14 protein-coding genes and 1 pseudogene are annotated in these 14,286 nt (G+C 66.9%); 8 read left to right on the forward strand and 7 right to left on the reverse strand.

Going from position 1 to position 14,286, the window contains the following annotated elements; genetic code table 11:
- Nucleotides 1-242, forward strand: a pseudogene (locus A9975_RS38075) (hypothetical protein); the annotation flags it as partial.
- Here A9975_RS38075 and A9975_RS13940 read toward each other — a convergent pair.
- Nucleotides 196-1,350 carry an FAD-dependent monooxygenase gene (locus A9975_RS13940; protein WP_183033303.1) on the reverse strand — a complete coding sequence of 385 codons (1,155 nt, stop codon included), beginning with the start codon at nucleotides 1,348-1,350 and terminating at the stop codon, nucleotides 196-198. The pseudogene A9975_RS38075 and the gene A9975_RS13940 sit on opposite strands and share 47 nt — an antisense overlap.
- Nucleotides 1,351-1,731: 381 nt before the next feature.
- Between A9975_RS13940 and A9975_RS13945 the strand changes: the two genes are divergently transcribed.
- Genes A9975_RS13945 through A9975_RS13960 form a run of 4 tightly spaced genes read left to right on the forward strand, consistent with a single transcriptional unit; the run spans nucleotide 1,732 to nucleotide 5,101 of the window.
- Nucleotides 1,732-2,484: an Asp/Glu racemase gene (locus tag A9975_RS13945; RefSeq protein WP_370564594.1), complete on the forward strand. Its 753-nt coding sequence runs from the start codon at nucleotides 1,732-1,734 to the stop codon at nucleotides 2,482-2,484.
- Nucleotides 2,485-2,512: 28 nt separating this feature from the next.
- Nucleotides 2,513-3,355, forward strand: coding sequence for an alpha/beta fold hydrolase (locus A9975_RS13950; protein WP_183033304.1), 843 nt, complete (start codon nucleotides 2,513-2,515; stop codon nucleotides 3,353-3,355).
- Nucleotides 3,356-3,384: 29 nt separating this feature from the next.
- Entirely contained in the window at nucleotides 3,385-4,467 is a 1,083-nt protein-coding gene (locus A9975_RS13955) for a 2,5-dihydroxypyridine 5,6-dioxygenase (RefSeq protein ID WP_183033305.1), read from the forward strand.
- Nucleotides 4,460-5,101 (forward strand): N-carbamoylsarcosine amidohydrolase, encoded by a 642-nt coding sequence (locus tag A9975_RS13960; protein ID WP_183033306.1) that lies wholly within the window; start codon nucleotides 4,460-4,462, stop codon nucleotides 5,099-5,101. The genes A9975_RS13955 and A9975_RS13960 overlap by 8 nt, the downstream gene beginning before the upstream one ends.
- A 44-nt stretch (nucleotides 5,102-5,145) precedes the next feature.
- Here the strand turns inward: A9975_RS13960 and A9975_RS13965 are convergent, their stop codons facing one another.
- A complete protein-coding gene (locus A9975_RS13965) occupies nucleotides 5,146-5,898 on the reverse strand; it encodes a TetR/AcrR family transcriptional regulator (RefSeq protein WP_183033307.1) in 753 nt (250 codons plus the stop codon).
- Between the two features lie 162 nt (nucleotides 5,899-6,060).
- Between A9975_RS13965 and A9975_RS13970 the strand changes: the two genes are divergently transcribed.
- Complete coding sequence (locus A9975_RS13970; RefSeq protein ID WP_183033315.1) at nucleotides 6,061-8,325, forward strand: molybdopterin cofactor-binding domain-containing protein; 2,265 nt, start codon at nucleotides 6,061-6,063, stop codon at nucleotides 8,323-8,325.
- Between the two features lie 7 nt (nucleotides 8,326-8,332).
- Here A9975_RS13970 and A9975_RS13975 read toward each other — a convergent pair whose 3' ends face one another.
- The 3 genes from A9975_RS13975 to A9975_RS13985 form a co-directional block, all read right to left on the reverse strand.
- Entirely contained in the window at nucleotides 8,333-8,845 is a 513-nt protein-coding gene (locus tag A9975_RS13975) for a MarR family transcriptional regulator (protein ID WP_183033308.1), read from the reverse strand.
- 115 nt (nucleotides 8,846-8,960) lie between these two features.
- Nucleotides 8,961-9,932, reverse strand: coding sequence for a CDF family Co(II)/Ni(II) efflux transporter DmeF (gene dmeF / locus A9975_RS13980; RefSeq protein ID WP_183033309.1), 972 nt, complete (start codon nucleotides 9,930-9,932; stop codon nucleotides 8,961-8,963).
- Between the two features lie 117 nt (nucleotides 9,933-10,049).
- Nucleotides 10,050-10,328, reverse strand: a complete 279-nt coding sequence (locus A9975_RS13985; protein ID WP_183033310.1) for a metal/formaldehyde-sensitive transcriptional repressor — start codon at nucleotides 10,326-10,328, stop codon at nucleotides 10,050-10,052.
- 319 nt (nucleotides 10,329-10,647) lie between these two features.
- On the opposite strand from A9975_RS13985, the gene A9975_RS13990 reads away from it, so the two are divergent.
- Nucleotides 10,648-11,088: a YbaN family protein gene (locus tag A9975_RS13990; RefSeq protein ID WP_183033311.1), complete on the forward strand. Its 441-nt coding sequence runs from the start codon at nucleotides 10,648-10,650 to the stop codon at nucleotides 11,086-11,088.
- 15 nt (nucleotides 11,089-11,103) lie between these two features.
- Here the strand turns inward: A9975_RS13990 and A9975_RS13995 are convergent, their stop codons facing one another.
- Nucleotides 11,104-11,790 carry a TetR/AcrR family transcriptional regulator gene (locus A9975_RS13995; protein WP_183033312.1) on the reverse strand — a complete coding sequence of 229 codons (687 nt, stop codon included), beginning with the start codon at nucleotides 11,788-11,790 and terminating at the stop codon, nucleotides 11,104-11,106.
- Between the two features lie 81 nt (nucleotides 11,791-11,871).
- On the opposite strand from A9975_RS13995, the gene A9975_RS14000 reads away from it, so the two are divergent.
- Nucleotides 11,872-12,888, forward strand: coding sequence for an LLM class flavin-dependent oxidoreductase (locus A9975_RS14000; RefSeq protein ID WP_183033313.1), 1,017 nt, complete (start codon nucleotides 11,872-11,874; stop codon nucleotides 12,886-12,888).
- A 9-nt stretch (nucleotides 12,889-12,897) separates the two neighbouring features.
- Here the strand turns inward: A9975_RS14000 and A9975_RS14005 are convergent.
- A partial coding sequence (locus tag A9975_RS14005; protein WP_255503209.1) for a cytochrome P450 occupies nucleotides 12,898-14,286 on the reverse strand: 1,389 nt, incomplete at its 5' end.

Consider the following 14,286-nt stretch of genomic DNA (forward strand, 5'->3'; position numbering starts at 1 on the left):
CGGACTTTGGCGCCGCGTTCTCGCTGTACGAAGCCAACCGCGCCGAGCGTGCCGGCAAGGTGCAACTGGTCTCGCACAACAACACGTGGCTGCGCACCAACGAGAACCCGGACTGGTGCTTCGGTTACGATGTGTTCAACGAGCCGCTGGTGGAAGGGCCCCGGGGGGCACCCGGCGGTCTGGCCGGGGCGTGGCTCAGGCTGCGGCGGCCACGCGCCCGGCTTCCACCAGCGGCTCGTTGAACACATCGTAACCGAAGCACCAGTCCGGGTTCTCGTTGGTGCGCAGCCACGTGTTGTTGTGCGAGACCAGTTGCACCTTGCCGGCACGCTCGGCGCGGTTGGCTTCGTACAGCGAGAACGCGGCGCCAAAGTCCGACAGCCCGGTCTGCTGCAGGCAGCGGCTCAGCATGGCCGCGTCTTCGATGGCCATGGCCGCGCCCTGCGCCATATGCGGCTTCATCGGGTGGCAGGCGTCTCCCAGCAGCACCAGGCGGCCGCGGCTCCACACCGGCAGCGGATCGCGCTCCAGCAGCGGCCACTTGGTCACTTCCACGGTGCCTTCGATCAGCGATTGCACGCCTTCGTGCCAGCCGTCGAACGCGGCGCGCATTTCCTCGATGCTGCTGGGCAGCCAGCTCTTGGTCATGTCCCAGGTGGGCTCGGGCACGCCGGTGACGTAGTAGATCTCGTCAAGCTTGCTGGTATCGAAGTACACCATCATATGGCGATCGTCGGACCACCACTTGGTGCAGCGGTCATGGGTGAAGCCCTTGACGCGCGCGATCGGGAACACGGCGCGGTGCGCCACGTAGCCGGTGTACTTGGGCGGCTCGGCGCCCAGCAGTGTCTCGCGGATGCGGGAGTTCACGCCGTCCGCGCCGATCACGATGTCGGCTTCGTCCACCGTGCCGTCGGCAAAGCTCAGGCGCACCACGTGGCCCAGGTCTTCCACGCTGGCCAGCTTCTTGTCGAACAGCAGCGTGCCGGGTGCCACCGCCTCGGTCAGCAGGGCGTGGAAATCCCCACGATGCACGGTCAGGTAGCTGGCGCCGTAATGCGACAGCGCGTAACGCCCAAGCGGGATCTGGGCGATCACTTCGCCGCTTTGCCAGTCGCGGCTGTACCAGTAGTCCGGGTGGCAGCCCATGTCGTTGAGCGCATCTTCGAGGCCGATCCTGCGCATGACCTTCATCACATTGGGCCCGACGTGGATGCCGGCGCCCAGCCGCGAGAACGCCGGAGCCTGCTCATACAGCTTGACTTGGAATCCGGCGCGCTGCAGCAGGGCGGCCGCAACCGTCCCCCCCAGTCCGGCGCCAATCACTGCGATCCGTGGTTTGCCTTGCACGATATTTCTCCTGGCGGTGTGATGTGGGTCTGAAGTGGCCGTCTGGCCAATCGGTAAATCGAGTGTACACACTAGAAATTTGCTTGTAAAGAAATGACATGCCATCCCTATGGAAAACCCTGATACCGAAGTGACCATCCCGGTTCAATGCCCATAAACCGTGAAAATAAGCACCATATTAGGGGTTGATTCATGAAGCGGGCACTGAAATCGTGCGCCGTGCGCGGTCGAACGTCTTGTTGTGCAAATAGCGTGTGTACACTACAATCGTTCGCAGGACACGGAGACCGCTGAAGGCTCCGGTCCGGCCGTGCAGGGCGCTTCCCCGCTAAGACGGGCGCCAGGGCGGGTGGACAGAACACACAGATGACGGAGTCGACAGTGCAGAAAATTTTCCGTATCGGCCAGATCGTGCCGAGCTCGAACACCACCATGGAAACCGAGATCCCGGCGATGCTGGCGTTGCGCCAGCAGGTGCGCCCCGAACGCTTCACCTTCCATTCCAGCCGCATGCGTATGAAGAAGGTGGTCAAGGAAGAACTGGCGGCCATGGACGCCGAGTCCGATCGCTGCGCGCTGGAACTGAGCGACGCCCGTGTCGACGTGCTGGGCTATGCCTGCCTGGTGGCGATCATGGCGATGGGCCACGGCTACCATCGTGTCTCTGAAAAGCGCCTGCAGGCCCATACCGCCGCCAACGGCGCCGACGCGCCCGTGATCACCAGCGCCGGCGCGCTGATCGACGCGCTCAAGGTCATCGGCGCCAAGCGCATTGCCGTGGTTGCGCCCTACATGAAGCCGCTGACCGAGCTGGTGGTGGACTACATCCGCAACGAAGGCTACGAAGTGGTGGACTGGCGCGCGCTGGAAATCCCCGACAACCTCGAAGTGGGCCGCCACGACCCAGCCAGGCTGCCCGGCATCGTCGCGCAGATGAACACCAAGGATGTGGACGCCATCGTGCTGTCCGCCTGCGTGCAGATGCCGTCGCTGCCGGCGGTGGCCAAGGTGGAAGCCATGACCGGCAAGCCCGTGATCACGGCCGCCATTGCCACCACTTACGCCATCCTCAAGCAGCTCGACCTGGAGCCGGTCGTGCCCGGCGCGGGTGCGCTGCTGTCGGGTGCCTATTGATTACGTCTTCGGTAAAGGGAGCCCAGCAATGAGCGAGTTTCTCTACGGCGGCAATGTGTTCGCCAACGGCATCCGCCAGCATTACCTGCGCTACGGCGGCGGCGCCGGCGCGCGCGAAGGGCGCGACGCTGTGGTGATCGTGCCCGGCATCACCAGCCCAGCGGTCACCTGGGGCTTTGTCGGCGAACAGTTCGGCAAGCACTTCGATACCTACATCCTGGATGTGCGCGGGCGCGGCTTGTCCGAGGCGGGCGATGCGCTGGACTACAGCCTGGATGCGCAGGCCGCGGACGTGACGGCGTTCGCGCAGGTACTGGGCCTGGCGCGCTACGCCATCGTCGGCCATTCGATGGGCGCGCGCATCGGCATCCGCGCCGCGCGCGGCAATCCCGCCGGGCTGACGCGGCTGGTGATGGTGGACCCGCCCGTGTCGGGCCCGGGACGCCGCGCCTATCCGTCGCAACTGCCCTGGTATGTGGATTCGATCCGGCTGGCGCGGCGGGGCATCGACGCCGAGGGCATGCGCCGCTTCTGCCCCACGTGGACGGATGAGCAACTGCGCCTGCGCGCCGAGTGGCTGCACACCTGTGACGAGCGCGCCATCGTGACGAGCTTCGAGGACTTTCATCGCGACGATGTGCATGCGGACATGCCATTGGTGCAGGTACCCACGCTGCTGATGGTGGCAGGCCGCGGCGATGTGATCCGCGCGCAAGACATCGAAGAGATTCGCGGCCTGCTGCCTGCCGTGCAGGTTGCCCGCGTGCCGGATGCGGGCCACATGATCCCGTGGGACGACGAGGCCGGCTTCTACCGCGCCTTCGGCGACTTCCTCGGCGCGCCGCTGCTGCAGGACCAGGCTGCGGCCTGAGCTGCCTGCTTCACCAGAAAGGAGAACACATGCCAGTAAGCGATCACGACCTGACCCAGGCATGGCGCCAGGTGCTCACCCTGTCAAAACTGGAGCCGGGCCAGACGGTCACGGTGCTGACCGGCGCCGCCACGCATCCGCAAACGCTGCGCACGGCGCAGCTGGCGGCCACCGCGATGGGTGCCATCGTCAACCGGCTGGACCTGCCGCCCGTCAACGGCGACAAGGCGCTCAGCCGCGACGCGCTGGCTTATCTCGGCACTACGCCGCTGACCGGCAACCCTGCCGCCATCGCCGCGCTCAAGGCCAGCGACCTGGTGCTGGACCTGATGACGCTGCTGTTCTCGCCCGAACAGCATGACATTCTCTCCGGCGGCACCAAGATCCTGCTGGCGGTGGAGCCGCCCGAAGTGCTGGTGCGGCTGGTGCCCACCGCAGGGGACCGTACCCGCGTGAAAGCCGCCACGGCGCGGCTGGCGCGCGCGCGGGAGATGCATATCGTGTCGGATGCCGGCACTGACCTGCGCTGCGCGCTGGGCGAGTTTCCCGCCATCAGCGAGTACGGCTTTGTCGATGAGCCGGGCCGCTGGGACCACTGGCCAAGCGGCTTCGTGCTGACCTGGCCGGACGAGGGTGGCACCAACGGGCGCATCGTGCTCGATCGCGGCGATATCCTGCTGCCGATGAAGTCCTACGTGCAGGAGCCGATCGACATCACGGTGCACAAGGGCTACGTCACCCGTATCGAAGGCGGCCTGGATGCCGAGCTGCTGAGCGACTACATGGCCTCGTTCAACGACCCCGAGGCCTACGCCATGTCGCATATCGGCTGGGGCCTGCAGCCGCGCGCGCGCTGGTCCACGCTCGCGATGTATGACCGCGAGGCCACCATCGGCATGGATGCGCGCGCGTTCGAAGGCAACTTCCTGTGCTCGTTCGGCCCGAACAACGAGGCCGGCGGCAGTCGCACCACGGCCTGCCATATCGATATCCCCGTGCGTCATTGCACGGTGCGCCTGGACGCAGAGGCGGTGGTTGAACAAGGAAAGGTGCTGGATCACGAGTACCAGCAAGCGCAGCAACGAGATGCCAAGGGAGCCATCCATGCATGATGAAGTGAAGACCTACCAGCGCCAGGGCTTCGGCGCCGCGCTGGAACCCAAGGCACCCTACGGCCTGCTGATCATCGACTTCGTCAACGGCTTCGCCGACCCGGCCGTCTTTGGCGGCGGCAATATCCCCCAGGCCATCGCCAACACCGTGCCCCTGCTGGCCACGGCGCGCGAGCAGGGCTGGTCGGTGGCGCACAGCCGCATCGTGTTTGCCGACGACGACAGCGACCACAACATCTTCACGCAGAAGGTGCCTGGCCTGCTGGGCCTGAAGGAAGACAGCCACAACAGCGCCATCGTCGGGCAACTGGCGCCGCGCCCGGGTGAACTGGTGGTGCGCAAGACCGTGCCATCCGCCTTTTTCGGCACCTCGCTGGCCGCGTGGCTGAACCAGCGCGGCGTGCAGACGCTGCTGGTGGCCGGCTGCGTGACCAGCGGCTGCGTGCGCGCCAGCGTGGTCGATGCCATGTCGTACGGCTTCCGCCCGCTGGTGCTGTCCGATTGCGTGGGCGACCGCGCCATCGGGCCGCACGATGCCAACCTGTTCGACATGGCGCAGAAGAACGCCACCGTGATGCCGCGCGACGAAGCGCTGGCGATGCTGGCGCGGGCCACGGCTACGGCTACGGCTTAAGGGAAAGGCATCCGGCGATGCGCGATGACCGCCGGACGCGAGGCTCAGGCGCGCTTGGCGCGTGCCGGCTTCTTGCGGGCGGCGGGCGCCGCCGCCTCGGCTTCGGCCGGGGCCTGCCCAGCCGGGGCGATACCGGTGCCCGGCACGCAAACCGTGCTCAGCACCGTACGCTGGATCACATCGCGCCAGTGCTCCAGCGCCGGCTTGCTCATCATGGGCTCGCCCAGGAAAGCGCTGAGCGTATGATGATTCGAGTTGTAGAAGTAGCCCAGCGACGCGATCACCAGGTAGATATCGCGGGCGAGCACATCGGGTTGGAACAGCCCGGCAGCCTTGCCGCGCGCCAGGATGCCGTCCAGCACGGACAGGGCGTAGCTGGAGATCTCCCTGAGCCGGCTCGACTTCTTGGCATGCTTGCCCTGGCTCATGTTCTCGCTGGACAGGATGGCGACGAACTCGGGATGATCGAGGTAGTAGCCCCAGACGAAGTCGATCAGCTGGGTCAGCGCGCGCACCGGATCCTCGGGGTCGAGCTTGAGCGCCTGCTCGGCCTCGTTGAGCTGGATGTAGATGGTTTCGAGCACTTCGACGAACAGCTTTTCCTTGCTGCCGAAGTAGTAATAGATCATCCGGTCGTAGGTCTTGGCCAGCGAAGAGATCTTCTCCACGCGCCCGCCTTCGTAGCCGCGCAAGGCGAAGACCTTGATGGCGGCCTTGAGGATCTTGGCTCGGGTGTCCTGAGCTTGCCGGGCCCGGGTTCCGGCTGCCGCGCTTTTCTTAGCGGTCGGGGTGCTCATATGTTTGATACGTATTGCTTGTTCGAGCCTGGCAGTATAACGGCCAGGGCGGGCGGCGCCGGAATCCGGCAGTCCGTCAGCGTGCCTACCTGATACATGGAACGAATGGAAACGACACCCGGCTCCGGACCCCGGTCCGCCTCTCTTCCCGCATCGGCGCCGATGTCCCCGGGCGCGCAGCGCGACGCCCTGCTGCAGGCGCGCGGGGTGCTGCTGGTGACGCGCGCGCCGCAAGCCGCGCCGCGGCCCGCGCCCGGCCAGCCTGGCGCGGCCTCCGACTACATCGCCGCGCGGCCCGACATCTTCGTGGCGGTGCGCGACACCGGCGAGATCCTGGCCTTCAACGGGCACGTTGACCTGGGCACCGGCATCCGCACCTCGCTGGCGCAGATCGTGGCCGAGGAGCTGGAGGTGCCGGCGGCGCGCGTGGCGATGACGCTGGGCCATACCGAAGCAACGCCCAACCAGGGCCCCACCATTGCCAGCGCCACCATCCAGATCTCGGCGCTGCCGCTGCGCCGCGCGGCGGCGCAGGCCATGGCCTGGCTGCGCGAGCGCGCGGCACAGCGCCTTGGCGTGGCGCCCGAAGCGCTGATCGCCGAAGATGGCCGCCTGCGCTTGCGCGGAAAAGGCAATGAGAACGCCGAAGGCCTGGCCTACGGCGACCTGCTGGCCGGCGAGCATATCGAGCTGCCGCTGGCCGACGCCATTGCCACCAAGCCGGTCAGCGAATACCGCGTGGTCGGGCGCGCCGCGCCCCGCGTGGATATTCCCGCCAAGGCCACGGCGCAGCTCACCTTCGTGCACGATGTGCGCGTGCCTGGCATGCTGCACGGCCGCGTGGTGCGCCCACCTTACGCCGGGCGCGATAGCGGTGGCTTTGTCGGCACCAGCCTGCGCAGCGTCGACCGCGCGTCGATCCGCGATGTGCGTGGTGTCGTCGACGTGGTGGTGCAGGGCGATTTCATCGGCGTGGTGGCGCAGCGCGAGGAGCAGGCCATGCAGGCGGCGCGCCGCCTGCGCGTGGACTGGAAGCCGGCGCCGCCGTTGCCCCCGCTCAGCGAGCCGGAAGACACCGAGGCCGCGCTGCGCGCCAATCCCGCGACGCGCCGCACGCTGGCGGACGAGGGCGATGCGCAAGGCGCTTTCGACTCCGCACACCGGATACTGTCGCGCAGCTACGCGTGGCCCTACCAGATGCACGGCTCCATCGGCCCGTCCTGCGCCGTGGCGGACTACCGCGAGGATGGCCTCACGGTCTGGTCCGGCACGCAAAACCCGCATGTGTTGCGCATCGACCTGGCGCGCCTGACCGGCCTGGATGAAGGCCGCATCGAGATCGTGCGGATGGAAGCCGCCGGCTGCTATGGCCGCAACTGTGCTGATGACGTTTGCGCCGATGCGGTGCTGCTGTCGCGCGCGGTGAGGCGCCCGGTGCGAGTGCAGCTCAGCCGTGAGCAGGAACATCTCTGGGAGCCCAAGGGTGCGGCGCAACTGATGGACGTGCGCGGCGCCATTGGCCCCGATGGCGAGTTGCTGGCCTACGATTTCGTTAGCCGCTATCCGTCCAACGATGCGCCCACGCTGGCGCTGCTGCTGACCGGTGTGGTCGACAACGCGCCGCGCATGCTGCAGATGGGCGACCGCACCGCGGTGCCGCCTTACCAGTACGCCGCCACGCGCATCGGTTGCGACGACACGCCAGCCATCGTGCGCGCGTCCTGGCTGCGCGGCGTGTCCGCGCTGCCAAACGTGTTCGCGCACGAGTCCTTTATCGACGAGCTCGCGCATGAGGCCGGCGCCGATCCGCTGGCGTACCGCCTGCGCCACCTGCCCGATGCGCGCGCCACCGACCTGCTGCGCGCGCTGGCGGCGCATGCCGGCTGGCGCGAAGGCGCGCGCGGCACGCGTGGCCAGCCGGACGCGGATGGGCTGCTGCGTGGGCGCGGCGTGGCCTATGCCCGCTATATCCACAGCAAATTCCCGGGCTTTGGCGCCGCCTGGGCCGCCTGGGTGGTGGACCTGACGGTCGCGCCCGATACCGGCCAGATCGTGGTGGAGCGGCTGGTGGTGGCGCAGGACACCGGCATGATGGTCAACCCCGATGGCGTGCGCCACCAGGTGCAGGGCAATGTGGTGCAGGCGCTTGGCCGCGTACTCAAGGAGCAGGTGCGCTTTGACGCCAGCGGCGTTGCCAGCCGCGAATGGGGCAGCTATCCGCTGCTGACCTTTCCCGAGCTGCCGCCCATCGAAGTGCTGCTGATGCCGCGCCAGGAGGAAGCGCCGATGGGCGCGGGAGAATCCGCGTCGCTGCCGGGCGCGCCGGCCATTGCCAATGCGCTGTTCGATGCCACGGGGGTGCGCCTGCGGCGCGCGCCCTTCACGCCGGAGGCGGTGCTCGCGGCGCTGGCCGGCCAGCCCGCCTGAGGCGGGCTTACTCCGGCTCGCCGTCCGGTGCGTTGCCGCGCTCCTCGCGGTCGTCGAACTCGCTCATCTTGCGCAACAGGTAGGTGATCGCCACCCGCTCGGCGGGATTGAGGTCGCCGAAAGTCTGCTCGGAGATCTTGTGCGCGAACGGCACGGTCTCCTCGATCAGCGCATGGCCGGCCGGGGTCACCGTGACCACGACCTTGCGGCGGTCGTTGGTGTCGTGCGAGACGGCCACCAGCTCGCGCGCCTTGAGGCGCTCGATGATGCCGCGCACGGTGGCCTGGTCGATGGCGGTGGCCCGCACGATTTCGCTGAGCGAGCACGAGCCGCGCTCGTTGACCGCGCACATCACCACGAACTGTGCCGCGGTCAGCTGCGAGTCGGCAATGGTCTGCTGGAAGATCGCCACATGGCGCTGGTAGGCGCGCCGCAGGAGGTGCCCGACCTGCTCGGTGAAATCGTAGTCGGCGGCGGCGGGTTTTTGCGCGGCGGTCTTGCGCGCGGAGGAGTTGGACACGATGGGCGGTCTGCAGGCATGAGATAAACGTGCCTCAGAGTATACCGAGTGGGGCCGCGCGCGGCGCGTTTTTTGCGCGTGCACGGCCCCTCGCCGCGCAATCCGCTCAATCGGCTTAATCCGCGCACCGGTGGATTTCCACAGTGATATGCACGAGCTCTTCATGCACTGCCAGCGCGCTCCTGACGCGCGCCGCCGTCAGCGCGGGGTCGTGCGTCACCAGGCTGACAAGGCAGGAGAATTTCTCCTTACCCACTCGCCAGACATGAAGGTCGGCAATACGGGTGCCTTCGTCGCCGGTATCGAAAGCCTGCAACACTTCGCGTACCTCGTCCACGACCGGATGATCCATTTCGCGATCGAGCAGAACGACGCCGGTTTGTTTCAACAGGCCGAAGGCCCACGCGCCAACCAGCCCGGCACCAACGATACCCATGACCGGGTCGAGCCAGCGCCACCCGAGCAGCCAGCCTCCGGCGAGTGCCAGAATGGCAAGCACCGATGTCGCGGCATCTGCCAGCACATGGACGTATGCCGAGCGCAAATTCAGGTCGTGCTGGTGATGGCCGCCATGGCCATGTGCGTGTCCATGTTGGTGCCCATGCTCATGCCCATGTTCGTGGCCATGGTCATGCGCATCGCCCAGTATCAGCGCGCATCCTATATTGACAAGCAGTCCGATGACTGTGACTGCCATGGCCTCCTTGTAGTGAATTGCCTGCGGACTGAAGATCCGTTCAACGGACCCGAAGACCATCAAGGCTGCGATGCCGAGAAGAAAGATCGCACTGGCGAATCCCGCCAGGATCTCAATTTTCCAGGTGCCGAAGGCGAACCGGTGGTCATGCGCATAGCGCCGCGCCGCAACATAGGCAAAGGCGCTCAATCCGATGGCAAGCGCGTGGGAACTCATGTGCCACCCGTCAGCCAGCAGCGCCATCGAGTTGAACCAGAGGCCGGCGGCGATCTCCACAACCATCATCGCGGCGGTGATCAGCATGACGAGGCGCGTGCCTCGCTCGGCCGCCTTGTTGCCTGAGTCGAATACGTGGGTATGAGTCCACGGGGTGAGGTCATGTGTATGCATGGTCGATCTGCTTGGTTGTTGCCCAAGCAGCCGCAGGCTTGAGCAGTTTCGTGGCGATTCGAGCGTGAGCGGGTAGTAAACCGTGAGGCGGGTAATAAGCCGAGTGAGCCAGGCTACTCATTTGAAGTAGCTGTGCACGACCTCGATGAGCTGCTCCCTGGCGTCGCCATCGGACTCGCCATGGGCTGGCTCGGCTTCAACAAGGTGCGTGCGGATGTGGTCTTCCAGTACCACGGCCAGCAGGCCGTTCATGGCTCCACGGCAACTCGTGATCTGCTGCAGCACCCCCACGCAGCCTTGCTCCTCCTCGAGTGCGCGTTCGATGGCATCAATCTGACCCCGGATGCGGCGCACCCGGTTCAGCAACTTCTGTTTCTCGCGGATGGTGTGGCTCACGGCTTTGCCCCCAAAAATAGTATGGGGGAGTATATGTTCCCCGCCCGGGAAAGGGAGGATGACCTTGCAAGCGGCCGGGTCTTGCCCGCCGTGCGGTACCTGGCAAGTCTTCCTGTTCGTCCCGCTATGAGAGGCGTTGACCACCTGCGTCTCTCGCGTGGACAATGGGGCCAGTCGTGCCCTCTGCCAGAACCGAGAGAACTGCCACATGCCTTCTGCCGTTGCTGCAGCGGTTGCCGCCGCCTGCAGGCTTTCACTGCCGCGGCGCCACTTCCCAGTGCGCCAACGGCGCCAACAGCGACATTCGCGGTGACCGGTCTTGGATGACGCCGATACGGCTTCGCCGATGCCGGGTGCCAACCCGAGCGATCCGCCGCTGCGGCTGGCGCGTACCCGCACGGCACGTGCGCTGCTGACCGCGCTGGCGTTGCTGAGCCTGGGGGTGGCCATTCTCGGGCTGTTCGTGCCCGGCCTGCCCAGCACCGAGTTCATTCTGCTGTCCGCCTGGGCCGCGGCCAAGGGGTCGCCGCGCCTGCATGCGTGGCTGCTTGGCCATCGCGTGTTTGGCCCGATGCTCTACAACTGGCACAACGGCCGCATGGTGAGCCGCCGCGCCAAGTGGAGCGCCACGGCGGCCATGAGCATCTGCAGCGCCGTGCTGCTGTTCGGCATGCATCGGCCCTGGCTGGCATACGGGGCAATTGCCTGCATGGCTTGCGTGCTGGCGTGGCTGTGGCGCCGGCCCGAGCCGGCGGCCTGATGCCATTCCAGCAAGTTACGCTGTCTGGGTTTCGCGCGGCGTGGCTTTCTTTGCCGCTTTTACTGCCTTTACCGCCTTTACCGCCTTTACCGGCCAGGCCAGCATCGCGGTAGCGGCCAGTGCTTCGAGCGCGGCACGCGACGCGCCGTCGCGCGCCTGCATCGACATCCCCTGCATGACCGTGTTGAAGAACTTGGCCAGTGCTGATGCATCCGTGCCGGCCGGCAGTTCGCCGCGCCGGATGCCCTGCTGGATGCAGGCCTGCAGCGCTTGCTCCTTTTCCTTGCGGCGCTGGCGCAGCGTGTCTTCGATATAGGCGCAGTCTGCCGAGCAGCTGGTGCCCGTCATCAGGAAGCAACCGGCGGGGTTGCCCTTGGCGCTGAACAAGGCGGCCGCGCCGGCGAGCAGGCCTTGCACGGCGTCATGCGCGCTGCCGGCGCCCTGCAGCGGCGCGTAGAGCAGCGCGCCGTGGGTATCCGCATAGCGGTCCACGGCTTCGTAGAACAACTGCTCCTTGCTGCCGAACGCGGCGTACAGGCTGGGCGCGGTGATGGCCATGGCCTCGGTGAGCGCGGAGATCGAAGTGGAGCTATAGCCATAGCGCCAGAACAGCGACAGGGCCTGGCCCAGCGCCTCGTCGCGATCGAACTGCCTGGGCCGCCCGCGGCCCGCACCGGAAACACTCTTTTTCATAGTGGTCATTATATTTTTCCGTTGCCAGTGACGCCAGTGGTGATTACTATAGTGATCGTTCAATAAATTGCTGCGCCGCAGTTGCTCGCCATGATCCCCTATTCCCTGCTTGACCTGTCGCCCATCGTGGAAGGCGGCGACGCCGGCCAGGCCATGCGCAATTCGCTCGCGCTTGCCCAGCACGCCGAGCGGTTGGGCTACCAGCGCTTCTGGCTGGCCGAGCATCACAATATGCCTGGCATCGCCAGCGCCGCCACGGCAGTGCTGATCGGCTACGTTGCCAACGGCACGTCCACCATCCGCGTCGGCTCGGGCGGCATCATGCTGCCCAACCATTCGCCGCTGGTGGTGGCCGAGCAGTTCGGCACGCTGGCCTCGCTTTTCCCTGGCCGTATCGATCTTGGCCTGGGCCGTGCGCCTGGCACCGACCAGTCCACCGCTCGCGCGCTGCGCCGCAGCGCCACGCAAGACGCCGCCGATGCCTTCCCGCAGGATGTGGAGGAGCTGCAGGCCTACTTCGACGACCCGCGTCCGGGCCAGCGCCTGCGGGCGGTGCCCGGCGCGGGCCTGAAGGTGCCGCTGTGGCTGCTTGGTTCCAGCTTGTTCAGCGCGCAGTTGTCGGCGGCGATGGGCCTGCCCTTCGCGTTTGCCTCGCACTTCGCGCCGGGCTTCATGCGCCAGGCGGTGGATCTGTATCGCACGACCTTCCAGCCGTCGGCGCAGCTCTCCAAGCCGCATGTGATGCTGGGGCTCAATGTCTTCGCGGCGGATTCCGACGCGCAGGCGCGCCGGTTGTTCAGCTCGCTGCAGCAGCAGTTCCTGGCGCTGGTGCGCGGCAGCCCGGGCCCGATCCGGCCGCCGGTGGACAATATCGAGCTGCTGTGGACGCAGACCGAGGCCACGCATATCCGCCGTTCGCTGGCGTGCTCGGTGGTGGGGGATCCAGAGGGCGTGCGCAATGGCTTGCGCAACTTCATCGAGGAGTTCCGGCCGGATGAGTTGATGTTGACGGCGCAGATCCATGACCATGAAGCCCGCCTGCGCTCGTTCGAGATCGCGGCGCAGGCGATGCGGGCGGTGGAGCCGGTGGCCAGGGCCGCGATCTGAACGGCGGCCTTATCGCCCGGCGCGCGCCGCCGCAGACGGAGCAAGCCGCAGATGCAGGGGCTGCTCTGGCCGCAGCGTGATATGGAACACGGGCCGTGGCGCGGCCATGCCGTCGGGCACCGACAGTGCAAAGCGTTGCAGAATCATCGCCGCGACCACCGTCATCTCGGTCATTGCCAGGTGCTGTCCCAGGCAAACGCGGGGTCCGGTGCCAAAGGGCAGGTAGGCGCCGCGCGGCACCGCCGGTGCTTCGGGGCCGAAACGTTCGGGCTGGAATGCCAGCGGCTGGGGGAACCATCTCGGGTCGTGGTGCATCAGCTGCACCGGCACCATGAACTGGGTGCGCGCGGGCAGCTGCCATGAGCCCAGCGTGATTGGCCGCGTGGAGCGGCTGCTGCTGAGCATCGGCGCGGCTGGGTGCAAACGCAGCGTCTCTTGCAGCGTCTGGGTCAGGTAGCGCAGCAACGGCAGGTTTTCCGCCGTTGGCGCGCGGCCCTGCAGCATCCGCCGGACTTCCTCTGCCGCCGCGGTCTGCGCGGCCGGGTTTGCCGCCATGTTCCATGTCCACCAGGTCAGTGTCGCCGCGGCGGTTTCATGCCCGGCGAGGAACGTCGTCATGCACTCGTCGTGCACGGCTTGCAGCGGCCATGCCGCCGCGTCGTCGCGGTGCAGTTGCAGCAGACGGGTCGCCAGGTCGTCGGGCCAGGCGTCACGCGGCAGCTTCAGGCGGGCTTGCAGATGGTGGTCGATCAAGCCGTTGAGCGCTGCCAGGGCTTGCCGCTTGGCGCGCTTCCAGGGCGCCCAGTCGGGCCAGCTCGCGGGCCAGTAGAACTCGGCGTTGGCCGCCGCCATAGCCGTGCGCGAGGCTTGCTCCGCGATGCGGGCGTGCGCGCCGATCTCGCTCGAAAACACCATCCGCATGATCACATCCATTGCCAGCGACGTGAGCGCGTTCTCGATTGGCCAGTTTCCCGCGCTATCCGGCCAGTGAACCAGCGCCTGCCCGGCGGCGCCAGCCATGGTCGGTACGAAGGCCTGTACTGCCTTCGGCGAGAAGTTCGGCTGCAAGGCGTGCCGCTTGCCTCGCCACGCGTCCCCCTCGGCAATCAGCACGCTGTTTCCATGCAGTTGCGCAAAGACGCGCATGCCGCGCTCCCAGCGGATCAGCGCGTCGTGGTGTGTGACCAGCAATTCGCGCGCGAGCTGCGGGTCGGTGACGATGATCTGATGCTCGGGCCAGATGCGCACGTGCACCACATCGCCGAATGCCCGCTGCCACGTGGCCAGCATGCCAAGCAGATCGCGCGACATGCCGCGCAGGAAGCGCCATCCGGTCAGGCCGGCAGGCGGCCCGGGGGGCCAGACGCCAGGAGGATGGAGTACGGGCGGGTGGGACGG

This window comes from Cupriavidus sp. UME77, from assembly GCF_014170355.1.
Taxonomy (GTDB): Bacteria; Pseudomonadota; Gammaproteobacteria; order Burkholderiales; family Burkholderiaceae; genus Cupriavidus; species Cupriavidus basilensis.